The sequence below is a fragment of the Streptomyces sp. NPDC091280 genome (assembly GCF_044768565.1).
Taxonomy (GTDB): domain Bacteria; phylum Actinomycetota; class Actinomycetes; order Streptomycetales; family Streptomycetaceae; genus Streptomyces.
On the sequence record NZ_JBIVUZ010000015.1, the window covers coordinates 34,511 to 55,789 of the forward strand.

Genomic DNA, 21,279 nt, shown 5'->3' on the forward strand with positions numbered 1-21,279 from the left:
AAGAGGACGCGATGTCCACAGCCACTCCGACCAGGGCGCCGCACAGCGATCTGCCGACCGGGCACAAGCCCTCCGAAAGCCGGGTCGGCGCGGGCCTGTTCGACCCGAAGCAGCTGATCAGGTCGCTGCCCGACGCGTGCCGCAAGCTCGACCCGCGGATCATGGTCAAGTCGCCCGTCATGTTCGTGGTGTGGATCGGGTCCGTGCTGACCACGGTCTTCTCCTTCAAGGACCCGGGCGACTGGTTCGGCTGGACCATCAGCGCCTGGCTCTGGCTGACCGTGATCTTCGCCAACCTCGCGGAGGCCGTCGCCGAGGGCCGCGGCAAGGCGCAGGCCGACACCCTGCGCAAGGCCAAGACCGACACGGTGGCCCGGCGGTTCGTGGGCGATCGAGAGGAGCAGGTCCCCGGCACCGACCTGAAGATCGGTGATCTGGTCGTCTGTGAGGCGGGCGACATCATCCCCGGCGACGGGGACGTCGTCGAGGGCGTCGCATCCGTCGACGAGTCGGCGATCACCGGTGAGTCCGCGCCCGTCATCCGCGAGTCCGGCGGCGACCGCTCGGCCGTCACCGGCGGCACGAAGGTCCTCTCCGACCGCATCGTCATCAAGATCACGACAAAGCCCGGCGAGACCTTCATCGACCGGATGATCGCCCTGGTCGAGGGCGCCGCCCGGCAGAAGACACCCAACGAGATCGCCCTCAACATCCTGCTGGCGTCCCTCACCATCGTCTTCCTGCTGGCCTGCGCCACGCTGCCTCCGTTCGCGGACTACGCGGGCACCCACCTCACGATGATCGTGCTGGTCGCCCTCCTGGTCTGTCTGATCCCGACCACGATCGGCGCGCTGCTCTCCGCGATCGGCATCGCGGGCATGGACCGGCTCGTCCAGCGCAACGTCCTGGCCATGTCCGGCCGGGCGGTCGAGGCCGCCGGCGACGTCTCGACCCTCCTCCTCGACAAGACCGGCACCATCACCCTCGGCAACCGCCAGGCCTCCGAGTTCGTACCGGTGAGCGGCACCACCGCGGCCCAGCTCGCCGACGCCGCCCAGCTCTCCTCGCTCGCCGACGAGACGCCCGAGGGCCGTTCCGTCGTCGTCCTGGCGAAGGAGAAGTACGACCTGCGCGAGCGCCACCAGGGCGAGTTGGCGCACGCCGAGTGGATCGCCTTCACCGCCCAGACCCGGATGTCGGGTGTGGACGTCGACGGGCGCAAGATCCGCAAGGGCGCGGCCGGTTCGGTGATCGCCTGGGTCCGGGAGCGGGGCGGCGAGGTGTCCGAGGACGCCGGCGCGCTCACCGACCGGATCTCCGCGGCGGGCGGCACCCCGCTGCTCGTCGCGGTCGAAGACCTCGACGGCGCACGGGTGTTGGGCGTCATCCACCTCAAGGACGTCGTCAAGGCCGGGATGCGCGAGCGGTTCGACGAACTGCGCCGGATGGGCATCAAGACCGTCATGATCACGGGCGACAACCCGCTGACGGCGAAGGCCATCGCCGACGAGGCGGGCGTCGACGACTTCCTCGCGGAGGCCACTCCCGAGGACAAGATGGCGCTCATCAAGCGGGAGCAGGCCGGCGGCAAGCTGGTCGCGATGACCGGTGACGGCACCAACGACGCGCCGGCCCTCGCGCAGGCGGACGTCGGCGTCGCGATGAACACGGGCACGTCGGCCGCGAAGGAGGCCGGCAACATGGTCGACCTCGACTCGAACCCGACCAAGCTCATCGAGATCGTCGAGATCGGCAAGCAACTCCTCATCACCCGGGGCGCGTTGACGACGTTCTCGATCGCCAACGACGTCGCGAAGTACTTCGCGATCATCCCGGCGCTGTTCGCGGCCGTCTACCCGGGCCTGGACAAGCTCAACATCATGCACCTGGCCTCGCCCGACTCCGCGATCCTCTCCGCGGTCATCTTCAACGCGCTGGTCATCATCGCGCTGGTCCCGCTCTCCCTGCGGGGCGTGCAGTACCGGCCGGTCAGCGCCGACAAGATGCTCCGCCGCAACCTCACGATCTACGGCGTCGGCGGGCTGATCGCGCCCTTCGTCGGCATCAAACTCATCGACCTCCTCATCTCCCTCATCCCCGGGATCGGCTGATCCGACATGAACAACTCCGTTACGAACAGCGCCCGGTTGCTCTGGGCGGCCCTGCGTGCCCTCCTCGTGCTGACCCTGGTCACGGGCGTCATCTACCCGCTGGTGGTCACCGGTGTGGCCCAGGCCGTGTTCAACAACAAGGCGAACGGCTCGGAGATCAAGGCGGACGGCAAGGTCGTCGGGTCCTCGCTCATCGGCCAACAGGGCTACAGCCTCGACTACTTCCAGGGGCGGCCCGCGAACGGCCTGGGCACCAACTCGGTCAACACCCAGTACAAGCTGATCCTCTCCGGTGCCACCAACCTCGCCGCCGACAGCAAGGTGCTCGTCAAGCAGGTGGAGGACGCCAAGGCGGCGGTCGTCAAGAACAACTCGACGGCCGACTACAAGGTCAGGCCCTCCCAGGTCCCGGCCGACGCCGTCACCTCCTCCGGCTCCGGCCTCGACCCGGACATCTCCCCGGCCTACGCCCGACTCCAGGTCCACCGGGTCGCCGAGCGCAACCACCTCTCCGTGGCCCGGGTGGAGAAGCTGGTCGAGCAGCACACCGACGGCCGCACCCTCGGCTTCATCGGCGAGCCCACGGTGAACGTGCTGGAACTCAACATCGCGCTCAAGTCCCTTGTGACGAAGAGCTGATGGCGTTACGCGACCGGCAGGGGAGCCGGCGGCCCGGGGCGGATCCCGGTGCCGCCGACTCCCGGCGCCGTACCAGGGACCACAGGAAAGGCACACCCCCATGACAAGGGTGCTGGTGGTGGAGGACGACCCGCAGCTGGTACGGGCCCTCGTGATCAACATGCAGGCCCGCCAGTACGGGGTGGACGCGGCCCCGGACGGTGCCACCGCGCTGCGGCTGGCCGCCGTACGGCAGCCGGACGTCGTGATGCTCGACCTCGGACTGCCCGACATGGACGGCGTCGACGTCATCAGGTCGCTGCGCGGCTGGACCCGCGTCCCGATCCTGGTGCTCTCGGCCCGCCAGGGCTCCGCCGAGAAGGTCGCCGCCCTCGACGCGGGCGCCGACGACTACATCACCAAGCCGTTCAGCATGGACGAACTCCTGGCCCGGCTGCGGGCCGCCGTCCGCCGCGTGGAGGACGCACCGCTCGCCCCGGCCACCACCCTGGTCACCACCGACGACTTCACCATCGACCTGCTCGCCAAGAAGGTCACCCGCGCCGGACACGACATCCGCCTCACCCCCACCGAGTGGCATCTGCTGGAGATCCTGATCACCAACCCGGGCCGCCTCGTCACGCAGAAGTACCTGCTCCAGGAGGTGTGGGGGGTGTCCCAGAGCAACAAGACCAACTACCTCCGGGTCTACATGGCCCAGTTGAGAAGGAAGTTGGAGGGGGACCCGTCGAGCCCCCGCTATCTGATCACCGAGCCCGGCATGGGCTACCGCTTCGAAGGATGACATGGGACGCGGCAAGCTCCGGATCTACCTCGGCGCGGCACCGGGCGTCGGCAAGACGTACGCGATGCTGTCCGAGGCCCACCGCCGGACCGAGCGGGGCACCGACTGCGTGGTCGCCTTCGTCGAGCACCACGGCCGGCCGCGCACCGAGGTGATGCTGCACGGCCTGGAAGAGATCCCGCGCCGCGAACTCGCCTACCGGGGAACGACGTTCAGCGAGATGGACGTCGACGCGGTGCTCGCCCGCCACCCCGAGGTGGCCCTCGTCGACGAGCTCCCGCACACCAACATCCCCGGCTCCCGCAACACCAAGCGCTGGCAGGACATCGAGGAACTCCTCGCCGCCGGCATCGACGTCGTCGCGACCGTCAACATCCAGCACCTGGAATCCCTGGGCGACATCGTCGAGTCCATCACCGGCGTCCGGCAGCAGGAGACCGTCCCGGACGAAGTCGTCCGCCGCGCCGACCAGATCGAACTCGTCGACATGTCACCACCCGCGCTGCGCCGCCGCATGGCACACGGCAACATCTACCAACCGGACAAGGTCGACGCGGCCCTGTCGAACTACTTCCGGCCCGGAAACCTCACCGCCCTGCGGGAGTTGGCGCTCCTCTGGCTCGCCGACCGGGTCGACGCCTACCTCCAGGAGTACCGCAGCGAACACCGCGTCTCGGCGATCTGGGGCTCACGGGAGCGGATCGTCGTAGGCCTCACCGGCGGGCCGGAAGGGCGCACGCTGATCCGCCGGGCCGCCCGGCTCGCCGAGAAGGGCGCGGGCGGCGAGGTGCTCGCGCTCTACATCTCCCGCAGCGACGGCCTGACCTCCGCCTCCCCGAAGGAACTGGCCCAACAGCGCACGCTCGTCGAGGACTTGGGCGGCACCTTCCACCAGGTCGTCGGCGAGGACATCCCGGTGGCCCTGCTGGAGTTCGCGCGCGGGGTCAACGCCACCCAGATAGTCCTCGGCGTCTCCCGCCGCAAGGGCTGGCAGTACGTCTTCGGACCCGGCGTCGGCGCGACGGTCGCCCGGGACTCGGGACCCGATCTCGACGTCCACCTCATCACCCACGACGAGGCGGGCAAGGGACGCGGACTGCCGGTGAACCGGGGTGCGCGGCTGGGCCGGGCCCGGATCGTCGGCGGCTGGCTGGCCGGTATCGGCGGCCCGCTGCTGCTGACCTGGCTGCTGAGCGGAGTCGCGCCCGAAGTGGGCCTGGCCAACGACATGTTGCTGTATCTGTCGCTCACCGTGGCGGCGGCCCTGCTCGGCGGACTCCTGCCCGCGCTGGCCTCGGCGGCGGTCGGATCACTGCTGCTGAACTGGTACTTCACCCCACCCGTGCACACCTTCACCATCGCCGACCCGAAGAACATCGTCGCCATCGCGATCTTCGTGTCGGTGGCGGTGTCCGTCGCGTCGGTGGTCGACCTCGCGGCCCGGCGCACCCATCAAGCGGCCCGGCTGCGCGCCGAGTCGGAGATCCTCTCCTTTCTCGCGGGCAATGTGCTGCGCGGCGAGACCAGCCTGGAGGCGCTCCTGGAACGGGTCCGGGAGACCTTCGGGATGGAGTCCGCCGCCCTGCTGGAGCGGGCGAGCGACGTCGAGCCCTGGACCTGCGCGGGCAGCGTCGGCCCGCGCCCCTGTCAGAATCCCGAGGACGCGGACGTCGACGTACCGGTCGGCGACCACATGGCCCTCGCGCTGTCCGGGCGGGTGCTCCCCGCCGAGGACCGCCGGGTGCTGGCCGCCTTCGCCGCGCAGGCCGCCGTAGTGCTCGACCGTCGACGGTTGCGCGAAGAGGCCGACCAGGCGCGCGCGTTGGCCGAGGGCAACCGCATCCGCACGGCCCTGCTGGCGGCCGTGAGCCACGATCTGCGCACCCCCCTCGCCGGCATCAAGGCGGCCGTCACCTCGCTCCGCTCCGAGGACGTCGACTGGTCGCGGGAGGACCGGGCCGAGCTGCTGGAGGGCATCGAGGACGGCGCCGACCGGCTCGACAACCTGGTCGGGAACCTCCTCGACATGTCCCGCCTCCAGACCGGCACGGTCACCCCGACGATCCGCGAGGTGGACCTCGACGAGGTCGTCCCGATGGCACTGGGCGGAGTCCCCGAGGACACCGTCGAACTCGACATCCCGGAGACACTGCCCATGGTCGCCGTCGACCCCGGGCTCCTCGAACGCGCGGTGGCCAACCTGGTCGAGAACGCGGTCAAGTACAGCCCGGGCTCAACTCCCGTCCTGGTCAAGGCGAGTGCCATCGCCGACCGCGTCGAGATCAGGGTGGTCGACCGCGGCCCGGGCGTCCCCGACGAGGCGAAGAACCGCATCTTCGAGCCCTTCCAGCGCTACGGCGACGCCCCGCGCGGCGCCGGAGTCGGCCTCGGCCTCGCGGTGGCCCGCGGCTTCACCGAGGCCCTCGGCGGCACACTCGGCGCCGAGGACACCCCCGGCGGCGGCCTCACGATGGTCCTCAGCCTGCGCCGCGCCCCCGCGCCCGACCTTGCCCCCGCACAAGGATCCACCTACAGTCCCGCTCCGTAAGATTCGCGGAGCGGCCCGAAACTTTCGCCGGGCCGGACGGAGGGGCGGACACCCATGCGGACCTACGACAACCCGGTCATCGGCGGCTTCCACCCGGACCCCAGCGTCTGCCGGGTCGGCGAGGACTACTACCTCGCGTGCTCCAGCTTCGAGTACTTCCCCGGCGTCCCGCTCTTCCACAGCCGGGACCTGGTGCACTGGCGCCAGATCGGCAACGTCCTGGACCGGCCGAGCCAGTTGGACCTGCCGGCCGACACCCCCGCCTCGGCCGGCATCTACGCCCCGACCCTCCGCCACCACGACGGCCGCTTCCACCTCGTCACCACCGACGTGGGCGGCAGGGGCACCTTCATCGTCACCGCCGAACGGCCCGAAGGCCCCTGGTCGGACCCGGTGTTCGTCGATGTCCCGGGCATCGACCCCGACCTGGCGTGGGACGAGGACGGCACCTGCTGGTGCGCGGTCGCCGGGGTGAAGGTCGCCCGCATCGACCCCGCGACCGGCAAGGTCCTGGAGGGTCCCTTCCCCGTCTGGTCCGGCACCGGACTCCAGCACCCGGAGGCCCCGCACCTCTACCGCGTCGGCGACTGGTGGTACCTGATGCTGGCCGAGGGCGGCACCGCACACGGCCACAGCGTCTCGATCGCCCGCGCCCGCTCCCCGCGCGGGCCCTACGAGCCCGCCCCCGCCAACCCGATCCTCTCCCACCGCAGCACCGACCTCCCGGTCCAGAACACCGGCCACGCCGACCTGGTCACCGCGCCCGACGGCACCTGGTGGATGGTGCTGCTCGGCACCCGGCCCCGGGGCTGGTTCCCCGGCTTCCACGTGCTGGGCCGCGAGACGTTCCTGATCCCGGTCGAGTGGGCCGACGGCTGGCCGAAGGTCGGCCCGGTACGGGAACGGCACCCGGCGCCCGAGGCCTGGCACCCGGTCCAACTCCCGCCGGTCCGCGACGACTTCGACGAGCCGGCGCTCGCCCACTGCTGGATCTCCCCGTGCGCCAGGCCGGACGACAGCTGGTCGTTGAGCGGGCGCCCGGGGTGGCTGACCCTCCACGCGCGGTCCGGCCCCGCCTTCCTCGGGCGGCGGCAGCAGCACCCGGACTGCCGGGCGGCGGTCCGCGTCGACCCCGGCACCGGGCGGGCCGGCCTCTCCGTCCGCATGGACGGGGCCCATCACTACGACATCGAGATCGCCGGGGGAGTGGCGGGCGTGGTCGCCCGGATCGGCCCGGTACGGCAGCGGATCGCCGAACGGCAGGTGCCGCCCGGTCCGCTCACCCTCGCCGTCGCCATCAGCACGGCCGACACCGGCACGCGCGGCCCCGACACCCTCACCTTCTCCGTCGAGGGCCCCGAAGGCGCCGTGGAACTGGCCGAGTTGGACGGCCGCTATCTCTCCACCGAGGTCGCCGGAGGCTTCACCGGCCGGGTGATCGGCATGTACGTCACCGAGGGCACGGCGGCCTTCGACTGGTTCGACTACGAACAGCGGTAGCGCGGCTCGCCGCATCCATAGCGGTCGGCTACGCGGAGTGACCGGCCCCGGATACGCGTCGGGGCCGGTGCGCACCGAAGTGTGTGCGGCCGGCCCCTCATGTTCTCGAAATGCTCAGGCGGCCGTCATCACCTGGCGGTGCGGGGCGATGATCTGGCCGTCGGGCAGAAGCTCACCGGTGTCCTCGAACAGGAGGACGCCATTGCACAGCAGGCTCCAGCCCTGTTCCGGATGGCTCGCCGTGAGGCGGGCGGATTCCCGGTCGGCTGATTCGGCTGTGGGACACGGCGGCTGGTGCTTGCACATTGGTGGGATCTCTCGCTCAGTTGTGGTCATGTTCGTCCCCCGTGGTGTTGAGTTGGTCTGAACCCAGTGTTGCCCCACGGGCGTCAATCCGCAGGGATTTCGCGGCACCGCTTCTCACAGGTTGATGACGCATCACCCGCGCGGACGGTTCAGCCCAATTCCCGGCTCGTACGAGCTTTTTCCTGCTCGTACGAGCGATACGAACACAAAGACGATCGGAAACGCGATCGTACCCCGCCGCCGGGAATTCGGCGGCGGGGCACGGGGATGACAGCGGAGAGAAGTCAGGCGGGTGAGCCGAGTAGCGGTGCCGGAGTCACCCGATGTGTCAGCATCGGCAGCAACTCGGCGACCCGGTGCGGACGGTGGGCCGCGATACCGGGGGGTGCCGGGGCCAGCGGGACCAGCAGATCGGTCGCGGCGGGGTGGCCGCCGGCGCCGTCCGCGGCGAGGTCGCCGTGCAGCCACAGCGTCAGCATGTAGAGGCCGGGCACGGACAGCAGACGCGCCTGGTGGGCGCCCGGCATGGTCTCGGCCTGGCGCAACGCCTGCTCGGTCGCGGCGATGTAGGGGCCCTCGAAGAAGTGCGAGAACGCCCAGCCGTCGGGGGTCAGCATCGTCTCGGCGGCGGCGACCGCGCGGTCCCCGCAGCGGATCAGGAACCGCCATCCGGCCAGCGAGGTGACGGCGGTCCCCTCCGGCGTGACGCGGTCCAATACGTGCACGGGCAGGGGGAGTTCGGGTGTGGCGGGTCCCTGGGCGGCGCGCAGGGACGGCGTTCGGGCCTCGCGGACCGCGGTGGGGGAACCGAGTGCCGTGAGAACGGAGCGCAGGGCGGGCGCGGGAGCCGGGGGGACATGCAGCGGCATGGTGGGTCGCCTCTCATTCGACAGGCACGGTGGCGCGAGGGCGGGACGGGGGCGGACGGCGCTGTCAGCTCTCGGGGTCAGAGAGGCGGGGGCCGGGGGTGCTGTGGACATGGGCAGGGCCTGCCGCACGTCACCTCGACGGCAGGACCAGGACCGTGGGCGCCAACCTTCTGCCTTGTTCGCGGAGTTTATACGACACGTGTTCAGACGATGTTTCGTCTAACCGTTTCCCGTATGAACAACAAGGGGCTATTCGGCCAGCGATTCGCGGGAATCATCCCGGTTCCGAACCGGGGAAACAGCGATGACCTCGGGATATGTCGGCCGGGCGGTCGGCCAATTCTCGTCGGCGTTTTTCACGAGGTCCGCATTGTGCCCGGAACCGCGCATCGCGCCATGCCTCGTGAATGTGCCGCGGGTCACTTCGGACCAGAGTAGCGGGCGCCGGGCCGCCGCGGGACGTTATCGATCGCCAGGTCTGGGCATCATCCTTCCTACCCGGAACGAGGAGGTGCGGCTTCGATGGGGGAGAAGGTCGTGGCAGGGCCGTTCGAGCTCGCCGACCGCCAGCGCTACCGCGCCAAGCTGCGGCGGTGCCTGACGGGACTGGAGCGGCTGCTGGCCGAGAAGCGGTTCGACCGCCCCAAGAACCTCATGGGGCTGGAGATCGAACTGAACCTCGTCGGCACCGACGGCATGCCCAGAATGCTGAACGGGCAAGTACTGGAACGCATCGCGAGCCGAGATTTCCAAACAGAACTCGCCATGTTCAATCTGGAAGTCAACATTGCCCCACATCGATTGGAGAGCCGGGTATTCGACCGGCTCGCCGAGGAGATCCGTACGTCACTGGCATATGCCCACCGGAAAGCGGGCGAGGTCGACGCCGGAATAGTGATGATCGGCATTCTGCCCACGCTCGACCGGGACGACCTGGTCTCCTCGAACCTCTCCGCGGTCGACCGCTACACGCTGCTCAACGACCAGATCGTGGCCGCCCGCGGCGAGGATTTCGTGCTCGACATCGACGGCGTCGAACACCTCACCTGCACCTCCGGCTCCATCGCGCCCGAAGCCGCCTGCACCTCCGTGCAACTGCACCTCCAGGTCACCCCGGACCGGTTCGCCGACGTGTGGAACGCGGCCCAGGCCGTCGCCGCCGCCCAGGTCGCCGTGGGCGCCAACTCGCCCTTCCTGTTCGGCCGCGAGCTGTGGCCCGAGTCCCGCCCGCCGCTCTTCCAGCAGGCCACCGACACCCGCCCGCCCGAACTCCAGGCGCAGGGCGTCCGCCCCCGCACGTGGTTCGGCGAACGCTGGGTCACCTCCGCCCACGACCTCTTCGAGGAGAACCTGCGCTACTTCCCGCCGCTGCTCCCCGTCCACGACGACGAGGAACCCCTCGACGTCCTCGACGCCGGCGGCATCCCCACCCTCGCCGAACTCGTCCTGCACAACGGCACGGTGTACCGCTGGAACCGCCCGGTCTACGGCATCGCCGACGGCGTCCCGCACCTGCGCGTCGAGAACCGCGTCCTGCCCGCCGGACCCACCGTCACCGACGTCATCGCCAACACCGCCTTCTACTACGGCGTCGTCCGCGCCCTCGCCGACGAGACCCGGCCGGTGTGGACCCGGCTGCCCTTCGAGACCGCCGCCGCCAACTTCGACACCGCGTGCCGCCACGGCATCGACGCCCGCCTGCACTGGCCCCGGCGCGGACGGCTCGGCGGCACCACCGAGATCGACGCGGTGGCCCTCGTACGCGACGAACTGCTGCCGCTCGCCGAGGCCGGTCTCGACGCGTGGGGGGTCGAACCGGCCGACCGGGACCTGTACCTGGGCGTGATCGACGAACGCTGCCGACGCCGGACCAACGGCGCGACCTGGCAGTCCGCGACCTTCCACCGCGCCCTCGAACAGGGCCTCACCAGGGAAGCCGCCCTGGCCGCCACCACCCGCCGCTACAGCGAGTTGATGCACCTCGGGGAACCGGTCCACACCTGGCCGGTGGGCCTGCCGGAACCGGCACCGCTGGGGTGAACTCCGCCTGCCTCAGCCCGCGTCGGCGGCGGCGCCCGCCGCGCCCGCCGCCACGATGGCCTGGAGGATCACCGACTGGATCTGGGCCGGGTCGCTCACCTCGTGGCCCGAGCCGCCGGTCGCCTCGGCGATCTGCCGGGCCTCCTCCTTGTCGGCCTCGGGACCCACCGCGATCATGATCAGCGGCACCGGCCGCTCCGGGCTGGCGAGTTGGCGCAACTGCTTGAGGAGCGCGGTGCGCGAGATGCTGCCCGGGTCCTGGTTGACACCGTCCGTCAGAATCACCAGCGCGTTGAACTTCCCCTCCGCATACGAGGACGTGGCCGCCCTGTATGCGGCGAGCGTGGTGTCGTAGAGCCCCGTCGCCCCGTTCGGCACCGGCTTCAGCGCTCCGAACGCTGCCGACAGCCGGTCGCGTTGGGTGCCGCCGCCCGCGCGGTCGCCGAGCCGTTCGGTCGGCACCAGGACGCGGTAGTCCTTGTCGCCGTCGAGCTTCGTGGCGAACTCCCACAGCCCGATCTCGTCCTCGGGCGTGAACGTGGCCAGCGCCTGGAGCAGCGAGGCCTTGGTGACGTCCATCCGCGACTGCCCGGTCCCCGGCACCGACTCCGCCATCGACGACGACGCGTCCACGACCGTGGTGATCCGCGCGCTCTGCACCGTGATCGTCCACGTCCCCAGCGCCTCCTGGAGCGCCGCGTCCGAGGCCGGCTCGGCGGGCGCCACGGCGTACGGCTGCGGACTGCTGCCCCCGGCCTTCGCGACCACCGCCTCCGGCACCGCCTCGTCATCGGTGCGGAAGCCGTACTTCTCCATCAGCCGCTGCTGCGCGGGCCGGCTCAGATACGTCATGAACCGGATCGCGGCCCGGCTCTGGTCGGTCGTCAGCCGCTCCCGGTCCACCAGGTTGTACGGGTAGTCCAGCCGGGGCGAACCGTCCTTCGGATAGAACAGGTCGAGACTCGCGCCGCCGTCGGACGCGTTGTACGCGAACGCAGACTGTTCGCTGAGCACCAGCGCCTGGTTGCGCTTCGGATTGCCCTGCTCGGTGCCCGAGGAGTCGCGCGGCAGCGTGTCCAGCACCTGGCCGTCGGTGTCCGAGATCCGCTGCGACAGCGTCTTCATCATCGCCGCCGCCTGCGTGGCACCGCCCTTGACCTTGGCGGCGGCCGTACTCAGCCGCGTCAACGCGAGCAGCCCGGTCGCGCTGCGCGCCGGATCGGCCGCGCCCAGCCGCAGCGAGTCGTCCTGGAGGGTGGCCCCGGCCAGGTCCAGCCAGGTGTACGTCTTCCCCGGCCACCCCAGCGACTTCGCGGCGGCCGGGACCATCGCCACGCCGACCGGAGTCGAGGCGACATTGCCCGCGGGCGTCACCTCCGTCGCCTCCGAAGCCGCGCCCGACGTGACCCGGTCCACCCACAACTCCGAGTCGGGCACCCACACCTGCACGTCCGGGTGCCGGCCCGACGTGAGCGTGTCCGCGAACTTGTACGACTCCTGCGCGGTCACCGAGATGTTCAGGCACTGCCCGTCGGACGTGATGTTCTCCTCGCGCGCCTGCCCGGCCGCCGCGCGCAGGGCGGGCGCCATGTCGGGGGAGGCGGCCAGTTTCAGTCGTACCGCGTCCTCGCGGCAGGAGGAACCGAAGGAGAGGAGCCCGCTCCGCACCGCGAACGCGGTGCCGCCCGCGACGGTCAGCACGAGCACCGTGGCGAGGGCCACCGAGCGGCGCCGGGCCCGAGGGCGGGGGTCGCTGCCGCCCGCCCGCTGTGGATCGGGCAAGCTGTGACGTCCCATGACGGTGGTGCCCCTCCCTGTTGAACCTCGTGCCTCCGTCTCCCCCAACGGCCTGTCGCGCACGATCTTCGTAAGTTCTTTCGAGACCCTAGCGGGACGAAGATGGGCATGAGGCGGGATTTCCGAACTGAAGGCAGGTGTGCAGGTGGAGGCAGGGCAGGTGGCCGAAACTTTTCCGCTGGAGCGGCCCACACGGCGGATCCTCCGGTCCGAGACACTGCTCGTTCTGGGGCTTTCGCTCGGTGCGAGTGGAGTGTCCGCCCTGATCAGCTTTGTCGGATCGGTCACGAAACCGGGCGGCCTCAAGGACCAGGCGGCCACCCTCAACGCCTCGGCCGCGCCCGGCCGTCCATGGCTGGATCTCGCCTGGCAGCTGTTCGGCATCGCGTCGGCACTCGTCCCCGTCGCCCTCGTCGCGCACTTCCTCCTGCGGGAGGGCGAGAGCCTGCGCACGATCGGCTTCGACCGCACCCGCCCCTGGCCCGACCTGGGGCGCGGAGCGGCCATCGCGGCGGTGATCGGCAGCACCGGCATCGCCTTCTACCTGGCCGCCCGCGGCCTAGGCGCCAACCTCACGGTGGTGCCGGAGGCACTGCCCGACGTCTGGTGGAAGTACCCCGTCCTGATCCTCTCCGCGATGCAGAACGCGATCCTCGAAGAAGTGATCGTGGTGGGCTATCTCCTGCGCCGCCTCGGCCAGTTGGGCTGGACGCCGGGCACCGCGCTGGTGGCCAGTTCCGTACTGCGCGGTAGCTACCACCTCTACCAGGGCATCGGCGGCTTCGTCGGCAACATGGTGATGGGCGTGGTCTTCGTCTACCTCTACCGCCGCTGGGGCCGAGTGGGCCCCCTGGTCGTGGCGCATTCCCTGCTCGACATCGGGGCGTTCGTCGGCTACGCGCTGCTCGCGGGGAAGGTGGGCTGGCTGCCCACGGCGTAACTCCCGCACAGGGAAGTCAGGTTGCGCCCTGGGCGAGCAACTCCCCGTCGACGACCGTCACCGCCCGCCCGGTCAACAGGGTCCGCGCACCCCGCAGTTCGGTCCGCACGAGTCCCGACCGGGACGAGGCCTGGAGCCCGGTGAGCACGGTGCGGCCGAGCCGCTCCGACCAGTACGGGGCCAGCGCGGTGTGCGCGCTGCCGGTGACCGGGTCCTCGTCGATCCCGACGTTCGGGAAGAAGCCGCGCGAGACGAAGTCGTAGCCCCGCGTGGGGTCTTCGGCGCGCGCGGTGGCGATGATGCCCCGCTCGGAATGGGCGGCGAGCGCCCGGTGGTCGGGCGCCAGTCCTACGACGGTCCGCTCATCGGCGAGTTCGACCACCAGGTCCCGGATGTTCGGCCCGGTGTCGAAGGCGGCCAGCGCCTCGGCGCCCAGGGCCTCGGCCACGCCGTCCGGGATCTCGACCGGGGTGAGCGGGGCGGTCGGGAAGTCGAGAGTGATCGAACCGTCCGGCGCCGGCGTGGCGACGAGCACGCCACTGCGGGTGCTGAACCGCACGGGCCCCTCGTGGGTGCCGGTGCTGTGCAGCACATGGGCCGTCGCCAGGGTCGCGTGCCCGCACAGCGCGACCTCGGTGGCCGGCGTGAACCACCGCAGCGCCCAGTCCGCGTCCCCGCCCTCGGGCAGTCGGTGCGCGAACGCCGTCTCGGCGTGATTGACCTCCATCGCGACCTTCTGCAACCAGTCGTCCCCCTCCGGGAAGGCGTCGAGAAGCACGACCCCGGCCGGGTTCCCGGCGAAGGGACGATCGGTGAACGCGTCGACGATTCGAATCCGCATACTGCGACGCTAGGAGATCTCTGGCCTGATGGACCAAGGCCAATTCGGACGCACTGGACTGATTCGGTGGCGGGTCGCTTCGGTGGCGTGGGATTGAGGCGACGGTGTGCGACCGGTGCGGTGGCGGTGGATCGGGTTGGGCGGTGGCGCGCGCTGGACCGATTCGGCGGTGCGGCTCTGATTCGGTAGCGCGGTACCGGATCGTCCGCAGAGGCCGTTACGCCGGCGACGGACGCTCCGGCTTCCGGGCAGGACGGTGGCGTACGTCCTGGCCGATCCCAGGGCCGGTTCCTGGACCAACCGGGCGGTGATCGCGAGCCCGGCCCGCCTACGAGGCCGGCCCGAGCTCCGCCGACCGAACAGTCTCCGCGAACGCGGCCAGCATCGCCCGTGACAGCGGGTCCAACTCGGTCGGATCCTTGACGAGTTGGGCGTAGTCGGCGGCGACGGTGTCGTAGGACTCCCGGATCGCGGCGAGGTAGGAGGGGGTGGTCATGGGAGCGACCTTAGGGCAGGGAGGGAGCGCGGCCCGCCCGTTGTTCTTCCTGGACGTCGACGGGACGCTCCTGCCCCTCGGCGGGGCGCGGATTCCGTCGGGTCCTCAAGGGTGGGCCGACTGGCAGGCCCCGTCGAATCCGCAGTTGGCGAAGATCGACGCGAGCCATGTGCCGCGTCTGCTGGCCCTGCCCTGCGAGCTGATCTGGGCGACCGCGTGGATGGCCGACGCTAACAAGGTGCTGTCCCCGCTCTTGGGGCTGCCACACCTCCCCGTGGCCGACCTCCCCGACCCGCCGCCGCGGTACGGGCCCGACGTACTCAACTGGAAGACCCGAGCCCTCGTCCGAGCCGCTGCGGGGCGCCCCTTCGTCTGGGTCGACGACGAGATCGGCGAACTCGACCACACCTGGGTGTCGACACACCACGGAGGACACGCCCTGCTCCACCGCGTGGATTCGGCGACCGGCCTCACGGAGGCGGACTTCGTGGTGATCGACGAGTGGGTGCTGGGGCGGAGTTGGAGCCGGGGTCGGGGTCGGGGTCGTACGCGCGGGTAACGCTCAGTCCATCGAATAACCCTCAGTCTCCATCGAGTCCAGAACCCGGTCGAGCGTCACGCGCCCCACCCCGCTCAACGCAGGATTGCTCTCGGCGTAGTACCAGACGAGACCCATCGCCTGCTCGAACGCCCAGGCCTTTCCGCGTTCCCACTCCAGGTCGTCGCAGGCCAGGGTCCGCCGGAGCACGTCCCGGGGGCCCGGGCGGAGCAGGTGCCAGGCGCTGACCAGGTCCAGTGCGGGGTCGGCCGGGGCGAAGCCGCCGGTGTCCAGGATGCCGCTGAGGCGGTCTCCCGCGACCAGGACGTTGCCGGGGATCAGGTCGCCGTGGCTCATCACGTCGGCGGCCGTGCGCGGCAACTCCCGGAAGTGGAGCCACAGTTGGCGCAGCCGGGGCACGTCGAGCAGGTCCGCGCTCTCCTCGAAGCACTTCGCCATCCAGTCGTCGTGTCGGCCGAGGTCGCCGCCGCGACGGTCGCCGTCGAAGACCCGTCCCCGGGTGTCGGCGCCCCGCAGGGCCGTGAGGAAGGACGCGAGGTCCGTGGCGAAGGCGTACGAGTCGCCGAGGTCGGCGTCCAGGGCGACCGTTCCCGGCAGCCACGTCTGGACCGACCACGGCATGGGGTAGCCCGCTCCGGGCCTGCCCAGGGCGACGGGTTCCGGGACGGGGAACGGCGACACCCGCGCCAGCTCGGCGCTCGCCCGGGCCTCCCGCTCCAGCACCGCCAGCGTCTCGGCGGCGTCGGCCGAACGCAGGGGGAAGCGCGCGGAGAGGTCGTCGCCGATGCGGAAGACGGCGTGGACGGTCCCCGTCGAGGACAGGGGCCGGATCGTCAGGCCGCTCCACCGGGGGAACTGCTCCTGGATCAGGGCGGCGACGTTTTCGGTGGTCAGGTCCACTTGGTCGGCATGCATGGGCGTCCAGTTGTCCACGCGTCCGGGGCCGGTGCAACCGAGATTCCGCCCGGGGCTTGTCATCCGAACGGTTGCGATATATCGTTGACGCATCGCGACAGATCAACGATGGAATGGAGTGATTGCGATGCGTACCCACGGATACGAGCGTGGACATGGACAGGAAGGCCACCCCCGGCGCGGCTGGGGCGGCCCCGACGGGCGGCGCGCGGCGTTCGGTCCCTTCGGGCCGGGTGGCCCGGGCGGTCCCGGTGGCCCCGGCTTCGGACCGGGCTTCGGTCCCGGCCCCTGGGGCGGACGAGGGCGCGGCGGCCCGCGAGGCAGGGCACGGCGCGGCGACGTACGCGCGTCGATCCTGGCCCTCCTCAAGGACCGGCCGATGCACGGCTACGAGATGATCCAGGAGATCGCCGAGCGCAGCGGCGGCGCGTGGAAGCCGAGCCCCGGCTCGGTCTACCCCACCCTCCAGCTGCTGGAGGACGAGAGCCTGATCGCCAGCGCGACGGAGGGCGGCAAGAAGCTCTTCTCGCTCACCGACGCCGGTTGCACCGCGGCCGAGGAGGGTCCGGACGCGCCCTGGGAAGAGGCTTCCCGCGGTGTCGACTGGGAGGCCCTCAGTGAGATCCGCCAGGCCGGTTTCGGTCTGATGGAGGCCTTCGGCCAGGTCTGGAAGACCGGCAGCAAGGAGCAGCGCGAGAAGGCGCTGACCGTCATCAACGACGCCCGCAAGAAGCTGTACCTGATCCTGGCCGACGAGGACTGATGTCCTCGGGGTCGGAAAGGGCGGCAGGCCAAGGCGCCCCACGGGAGTTCCGTGGGGCGCCTTCCCTGTGCGCGTTCCCGTTCCTGCGGTGCCCCGGCGCCTTCCTCAGGCCACCAGCCCGCCCAGCTTGCGCAGCGATTCGTTCAGGGCGGCCGTCCCCGAGTCCTTCAGCTTGCCCGCCATCAACGTCACCGCCGCACCCGTGAACTCACCGTCGATACGGACCGTCGTGGCGTCGCCGTCGGGCGTGAGCGTGTAGCGCGTGGCGACGTTCACGGCCATCGGGCCCTTGCCCCGGATGGCCAGCACCCGGGCCGCCGCCACCTCCTCGACGGTCCACTCGACCTCCGCCGGGAAGCCCATCAGCTTCATGTTCTCCTGGAAGGTCGCGCCCACTTCGAGGGTCTCGGGGCCGCCCTTGGGGAAGTTGGTGTGGGTCGTGTTCCACTCGCCGTACGCGGGCCAGTCCGTGAGCTGGGTCCACACCTTCTCGGCCGGGGCCTCGATGCGTGCCTCCGCGCTGATTTCGGCCATACGACCACCTCTTCCTGTCGGGCTACGGTGCTGTCGGGCTACGGTGTCGCGGAACGTAGCCGCAGGGCGCGCAACATTCAATACTGATGAACCGTCAGGAAGTGTCCTCGGTCCTCGGTCCTCGGCCTGCGGTCTGCGGTCTGCGGTCCGCGGTCTCCGGTCCCTGAGCGGAACGAGCGCGTCGGCCTCAGCCCACGCGCCGTATCACCGCCGCGTCGAACAGGTCCCACGCGCGCGGGTGGGCGCTCTCGTCGTGGCAGTGCCACGCGTCCCAGAACAGGTCGGCGGGCAGCGCGTCCTCCGGGGCGTACACCCGGTACACGTACTGCCTGCCGTCGATCGCCGGCAACCCCACCAGCCAGCACCTGCTCTCCACGTTCGCGGTAGACGTACGCCGGGTGCGGGGCGGTTGCGCACGGGGCGCGCGGCAAGGCGGCGCGCGCCTCTCGGGGTTGACGCCCGTGATCTCATCCGTAAGGAGGAGATCGCGTCGCCCGGAGTCCACTCTGTGTGGGATGCCGAAATGCTTCCCTCCGGGGATGCCCTCAATGCGGGGGACTGATGGGGTAAGAGAGTGCAACCCCGTATTCCCAGGCAGTCGCATCGCGAGCAGGGCATCCACCGCGCGGACAACGATGCCAGGCTCAGTGCAGAGCTGGCAGCGGTGGTGGCGGGTGCCCGTCGCCGCGCGCTGCGGGACGGGGACCGCCAGATCGACACGGCGCATCTGCTGCACAGTCTCCTGGAGTCGGACCCCCAGGCGCGTGCCGTCTTCGGCGACGGCCCCCAGATCGCCAGACTGCTCGGCTACCTGGTGCAGCGCAGCATCGGCTACGGCCTGCGCTGGCAGGGCAGTGTCGAGGACTCCGGCGCGCTCCCCGTGATCCCGGCGGCGGAAGGCTGGTCGCCGCTGGCCGCGAGCGCCCTGGAGGACGCCTGCGAGCGCGCCGGACTCCGCGACGGCGACCTGGCCCGCGGCCTCGACCTCCTCGCCGCGCTCGTCGCCGAGCCCGAGGCCCGCGCGGTGGAGGTCCTGCACCGCGCGGGCATCGAGTCCCCCGAGGTGCTGGTGTGGATCGAGAGCCGGCCCGGGGAGTACGTCAGGGGCGGCGAGCCGGGCTGCTGACCGGGCGGGCCGTCCGCCGCGCGGAGACCGTCCACGCGCTGAGACAGGTGTCAACGGGGATGACGCTCATGTCATCCCCTGTCATCATGTGGCCGTGCATACGTCTGAGAGCAGTGCCGCCGGTGGTGCCAGGGGTGTCGGGCTGGGTCTGGCGCTCGGGTCCGCGCTGGCCTTCGGCGGATCCGGAGTCGCGGCCAAGCCGCTGATCGAGGCGGGCCTCGACCCGCTGCACGTGGTGTGGCTGCGGGTGGCGGGCGCCGCCCTGGTCATGCTGCCGCTCGCGCTGCGCCACCGCGCGCTCGTCCGCCGCCGCCCCGCACTGCTCCTCGGCTTCGGCCTGCTCGCCGTCGCCGGCGTCCAGGCCTGCTACTTCGCCGCGATATCCCGCATACCCGTGGGCGTCGCCCTGCTCGTCGAGTACCTCGCGCCCGCCCTCGTGCTCGGCTGGGTCCGGTTCGTGCAACGGCGTCCGGTCACCCGCGCCGCCGCGCTCGGGGTGGTCCTCGCGGCCGGCGGTCTCGCCTGTGTCGTCGAGGTCTGGTCGGGGCTGAGCTTCGACGCCGTGGGACTGCTGCTCGCGCTCGGCGCGGCCTGCTGCCAGGTCGGCTACTTCGTCCTCTCCGACCAGGGCAGCGACGCGGGCACCGAAGCACCCGACCCGCTCGGCGTGATCGCCTACGGCCTGCTCGTCGGCGCCCTCGTGCTGACCGCCGTGGCCCGTCCCTGGACCATGGACTGGTCCGTCCTCAAGGGCGAGGCGCACATGAACGGCACCGCGGTCCCCGCCGCGCTCCTGCTCGCCTGGATCGTCCTGGTCGCCACGGTCCTGGCCTACGTCACCGGAGTGGTCTCCGTCCGCCGGCTCTCCCCGCAGGTCGCGGGCGTCGTCGCGTGCCTCGAAGCGGTCATCGCGACGGTACTGGCCTGGATCCTGCTCGGCGAACACCTCTCCGCACCCCAGATCGTCGGCGGGGCGGTCGTCCTGCTGGGCGCGTTCATCGCCCAGTCCTCGGCCCCCGCGAAGACCTCCGGCGAACCGGTCGCCGTGGGCGGCCCCGAAAGGGAACTGTCCCGCCGGGGAACGGCCGCCTAGCAGGCCCGCCCCAAACCGACCCCTCCCCCCCTCCGAACCGACCCCTCCTCACCCGCCCCTGCTCACCTCGCCCGCCGCCGCAGCACATGCCCCCGTGCCACGTCGTCCCGCACCCCGCCCCGCCCCGCGAGCCCGTCCGCGATGCGGTCCTGGACCTCGGTGGAGCGTTTGCCCGCGTACTTGAACTTGGCGCGTACGCCGGTGACTTCGAGGCGTAGGGCACGGATGCCGGACAGCAGACGGCCGTTGGGCGGCTCGCCCGCGGCGACCGGCGCGGTGCCGCCCTCGGGCTGGAAGTGGCCGACCTGGCGGTTCAGGAGGGCCGCCTTCTCGGCCGGGTCGTCCACGAGGTGGGCGGTGCAGCGCAGTTGGACCGCCGCGTAGAAGCTGGTCGGCACGCCGTGTTCCGGTGGGCCGTCCGGCTCCGCCTGCCAGGGGCCGGGGATGTAGACGTAGTCGTCGACGACGCTCAGCACCACCTGGGGATCCGCCTCCAGCGCGGGCCACAGGGGGTTGGGGCGCGCCAGGTGGGTGATCGCCTCGCCGCGCCCGTGGTCGTAGGCGAAGTGGAGGGGCTGGACGAACGGCGGTTCGCCGGGCGGGCCGTTGACGGCGAGCTGGCCGAAGTCGTGGGTGGTGAGCCAGTGTTGCCACTCGCTGTCGTCGTGGGGCGCGTCCCAGGGGTGGATCAGCATCACAACTCCGCCAGGTAGCCGGGGACTTCGATGCCGGGGGACAGGTCGGTGTTCGGGAGCGGGGTGCCGTGGCCGGTGCGCAGCGGGAGGACGCCGGCCCAGTAGGGGAGGTCCAGGTCCTCGGGGTCGTCGTTCGCGCCGCCGGTGCGCAGCTTGGCGGAGACCTCGTCGAGGTCGAGGCGGATCACCATGGTGGCGGCGAGTTCCTTCTTGTCGCCGGGCCGTGAGTCCGCCGAACGGCCGGGCACGACATGGTCGACCAGCGCGTCCAGCGCCGTCCGCTTCTCCTCGGGGTCCGTGACCTGGTGGGCGATGCCGTGCACCATCACGGAGCGGTAGTTGATCGAGTGGTGGAAGGCGGAGCGCGCCAGCACGAGCCCGTCCACATGGGTCACCGTCAGGCACACCGGGAGCCCCGGGTCGGCCTGCCCCGTCATCCGCAGCGGGCGCGACCCCGTCGACCCGTGCACGTACAGCCGCTCGCCGACCCGCCCGAACAGCGTCGGCAGCACGACCGGCCGCCCGTCGCGGACGAATCCGAGATGGCAGACATAGGCCTGGTCGAGTATCGCGTGCACCAACTCCTTGTCGTACGACGCCCGTTCCGCGGAACGGGTCGGGACGGTGCGGTCGGTCGGGGTGTAGGTGGCGGGCTGTGACGTCGGGTGCGGGGTGGTCGCCTGCATGGCGCTCTCCGTGTTCGTCGCGGTGCGGATCGGCTTG

20 protein-coding genes and 1 pseudogene are annotated in these 21,279 nt (G+C 71.0%); 11 read left to right on the forward strand and 10 right to left on the reverse strand.

The features are described from left to right. The first annotated feature begins 11 nt into the window (after positions 1 to 11). The 5 genes from kdpB (at position 12) to ACIQPR_RS38120 (ending at position 7,582) form a co-directional block, all read left to right on the forward strand. Complete coding sequence (gene kdpB / locus ACIQPR_RS38100) at positions 12 to 2,111, forward strand: potassium-transporting ATPase subunit KdpB (protein ID WP_403658275.1); 2,100 nt, start codon at positions 12 to 14, stop codon at positions 2,109 to 2,111. A gap of 6 nt (positions 2,112 to 2,117) precedes the next feature. Then, positions 2,118 to 2,750 carry a potassium-transporting ATPase subunit C gene (locus ACIQPR_RS38105; protein WP_403658278.1) on the forward strand — a complete coding sequence of 211 codons (633 nt, stop codon included), beginning with the start codon at positions 2,118 to 2,120 and terminating at the stop codon, positions 2,748 to 2,750. A 100-nt stretch (positions 2,751 to 2,850) separates the two neighbouring features. Next, positions 2,851 to 3,534 carry a response regulator gene (locus ACIQPR_RS38110; protein WP_403658281.1) on the forward strand — a complete coding sequence of 228 codons (684 nt, stop codon included), beginning with the start codon at positions 2,851 to 2,853 and terminating at the stop codon, positions 3,532 to 3,534. Position 3,535: 1 nt separating this feature from the next. Continuing rightward, on the forward strand, positions 3,536 to 6,082 hold the full coding sequence (locus ACIQPR_RS38115; RefSeq protein WP_403658284.1) for a DUF4118 domain-containing protein: 2,547 nt from the start codon (positions 3,536 to 3,538) through the stop codon (positions 6,080 to 6,082). 54 nt (positions 6,083 to 6,136) lie between these two features. Further along, positions 6,137 to 7,582: a glycoside hydrolase family 43 protein gene (locus ACIQPR_RS38120; RefSeq protein WP_403658286.1), complete on the forward strand. Its 1,446-nt coding sequence runs from the start codon at positions 6,137 to 6,139 to the stop codon at positions 7,580 to 7,582. Positions 7,583 to 7,696: 114 nt separating this feature from the next. Here ACIQPR_RS38120 and ACIQPR_RS38125 read toward each other — a convergent pair whose 3' ends face one another. Both ACIQPR_RS38125 and ACIQPR_RS38130 read right to left on the reverse strand, forming a co-directional pair. Next, positions 7,697 to 7,888 (reverse strand): DUF5999 family protein, encoded by a 192-nt coding sequence (locus ACIQPR_RS38125; protein ID WP_200713605.1) that lies wholly within the window; start codon positions 7,886 to 7,888, stop codon positions 7,697 to 7,699. A 284-nt stretch (positions 7,889 to 8,172) separates the two neighbouring features. After that, positions 8,173 to 8,757, reverse strand: a complete 585-nt coding sequence (locus ACIQPR_RS38130) for a hypothetical protein (protein ID WP_403658289.1) — start codon at positions 8,755 to 8,757, stop codon at positions 8,173 to 8,175. Between the two features lie 522 nt (positions 8,758 to 9,279). On the opposite strand from ACIQPR_RS38130, the gene ACIQPR_RS38135 reads away from it, so the two are divergent. Continuing rightward, entirely contained in the window at positions 9,280 to 10,797 is a 1,518-nt protein-coding gene (locus ACIQPR_RS38135) for a glutamate--cysteine ligase (protein WP_403658292.1), read from the forward strand. Between the two features lie 12 nt (positions 10,798 to 10,809). Here ACIQPR_RS38135 and ACIQPR_RS38140 read toward each other — a convergent pair whose 3' ends face one another. Then, complete coding sequence (locus ACIQPR_RS38140) at positions 10,810 to 12,594, reverse strand: substrate-binding and VWA domain-containing protein (RefSeq protein WP_403658295.1); 1,785 nt, start codon at positions 12,592 to 12,594, stop codon at positions 10,810 to 10,812. 139 nt (positions 12,595 to 12,733) lie between these two features. Between ACIQPR_RS38140 and ACIQPR_RS38145 the strand changes: the two genes are divergently transcribed. After that, positions 12,734 to 13,534, forward strand: a complete 801-nt coding sequence (locus ACIQPR_RS38145) for a CPBP family intramembrane glutamic endopeptidase (RefSeq protein WP_403658298.1) — start codon at positions 12,734 to 12,736, stop codon at positions 13,532 to 13,534. Between the two features lie 16 nt (positions 13,535 to 13,550). On the opposite strand, the gene ACIQPR_RS38150 is transcribed toward ACIQPR_RS38145, so the two are convergent. Beyond that, positions 13,551 to 14,375, reverse strand: a complete 825-nt coding sequence (locus ACIQPR_RS38150) for a PhzF family phenazine biosynthesis protein (protein WP_403658301.1) — start codon at positions 14,373 to 14,375, stop codon at positions 13,551 to 13,553. 331 nt (positions 14,376 to 14,706) lie between these two features. Further along, positions 14,707 to 14,871 (reverse strand): annotated as a pseudogene (locus tag ACIQPR_RS38155) (SAM-dependent methyltransferase); the annotation flags it as partial. Here ACIQPR_RS38155 and ACIQPR_RS38160 point away from each other — a divergent pair. Further along, the gene (locus ACIQPR_RS38160) at positions 14,870 to 15,430 is read left to right on the forward strand and encodes an HAD domain-containing protein (protein ID WP_403658304.1); all 561 of its coding nucleotides are present in this window, start codon (positions 14,870 to 14,872) and stop codon (positions 15,428 to 15,430) included. The pseudogene ACIQPR_RS38155 and the gene ACIQPR_RS38160 overlap by 2 nt on opposite strands. Positions 15,431 to 15,433: 3 nt before the next feature. On the opposite strand, the gene ACIQPR_RS38165 is transcribed toward ACIQPR_RS38160, so the two are convergent. After that, a complete protein-coding gene (locus ACIQPR_RS38165; RefSeq protein WP_403658307.1) occupies positions 15,434 to 16,345 on the reverse strand; it encodes an aminoglycoside phosphotransferase family protein in 912 nt (303 codons plus the stop codon). Between the two features lie 127 nt (positions 16,346 to 16,472). Between ACIQPR_RS38165 and ACIQPR_RS38170 the strand changes: the two genes are divergently transcribed. Further along, complete coding sequence (locus ACIQPR_RS38170; protein ID WP_403658310.1) at positions 16,473 to 17,108, forward strand: PadR family transcriptional regulator; 636 nt, start codon at positions 16,473 to 16,475, stop codon at positions 17,106 to 17,108. Positions 17,109 to 17,213: 105 nt separating this feature from the next. Here ACIQPR_RS38170 and ACIQPR_RS38175 read toward each other — a convergent pair whose 3' ends face one another. Together ACIQPR_RS38175 and ACIQPR_RS38180 are read right to left on the reverse strand one after the other, a co-directional pair. Beyond that, entirely contained in the window at positions 17,214 to 17,642 is a 429-nt protein-coding gene (locus tag ACIQPR_RS38175) for an SRPBCC family protein (RefSeq protein WP_403658313.1), read from the reverse strand. Between the two features lie 187 nt (positions 17,643 to 17,829). Next, positions 17,830 to 17,997: a hypothetical protein gene (locus ACIQPR_RS38180; RefSeq protein WP_403658316.1), complete on the reverse strand. Its 168-nt coding sequence runs from the start codon at positions 17,995 to 17,997 to the stop codon at positions 17,830 to 17,832. Between the two features lie 219 nt (positions 17,998 to 18,216). On the opposite strand from ACIQPR_RS38180, the gene ACIQPR_RS38185 reads away from it, so the two are divergent. Both ACIQPR_RS38185 and ACIQPR_RS38190 read left to right on the forward strand, forming a co-directional pair. Further along, entirely contained in the window at positions 18,217 to 18,768 is a 552-nt protein-coding gene (locus tag ACIQPR_RS38185; RefSeq protein ID WP_403658319.1) for a Clp protease N-terminal domain-containing protein, read from the forward strand. Positions 18,769 to 18,856: 88 nt separating this feature from the next. Further along, the gene (locus ACIQPR_RS38190) at positions 18,857 to 19,861 is read left to right on the forward strand and encodes an EamA family transporter (protein ID WP_403658322.1); all 1,005 of its coding nucleotides are present in this window, start codon (positions 18,857 to 18,859) and stop codon (positions 19,859 to 19,861) included. A 62-nt stretch (positions 19,862 to 19,923) separates the two neighbouring features. Here ACIQPR_RS38190 and ACIQPR_RS38195 read toward each other — a convergent pair whose 3' ends face one another. Continuing rightward, positions 19,924 to 20,556, reverse strand: coding sequence for an FMN-binding negative transcriptional regulator (locus tag ACIQPR_RS38195; RefSeq protein ID WP_403658325.1), 633 nt, complete (start codon positions 20,554 to 20,556; stop codon positions 19,924 to 19,926). Beyond that, entirely contained in the window at positions 20,556 to 21,242 is a 687-nt protein-coding gene (locus tag ACIQPR_RS38200) for a pyridoxamine 5'-phosphate oxidase family protein (RefSeq protein ID WP_403658328.1), read from the reverse strand. The genes ACIQPR_RS38195 and ACIQPR_RS38200 overlap by 1 nt, the downstream gene beginning before the upstream one ends. Between the last annotated feature and the right edge of the window lie 37 nt (positions 21,243 to 21,279).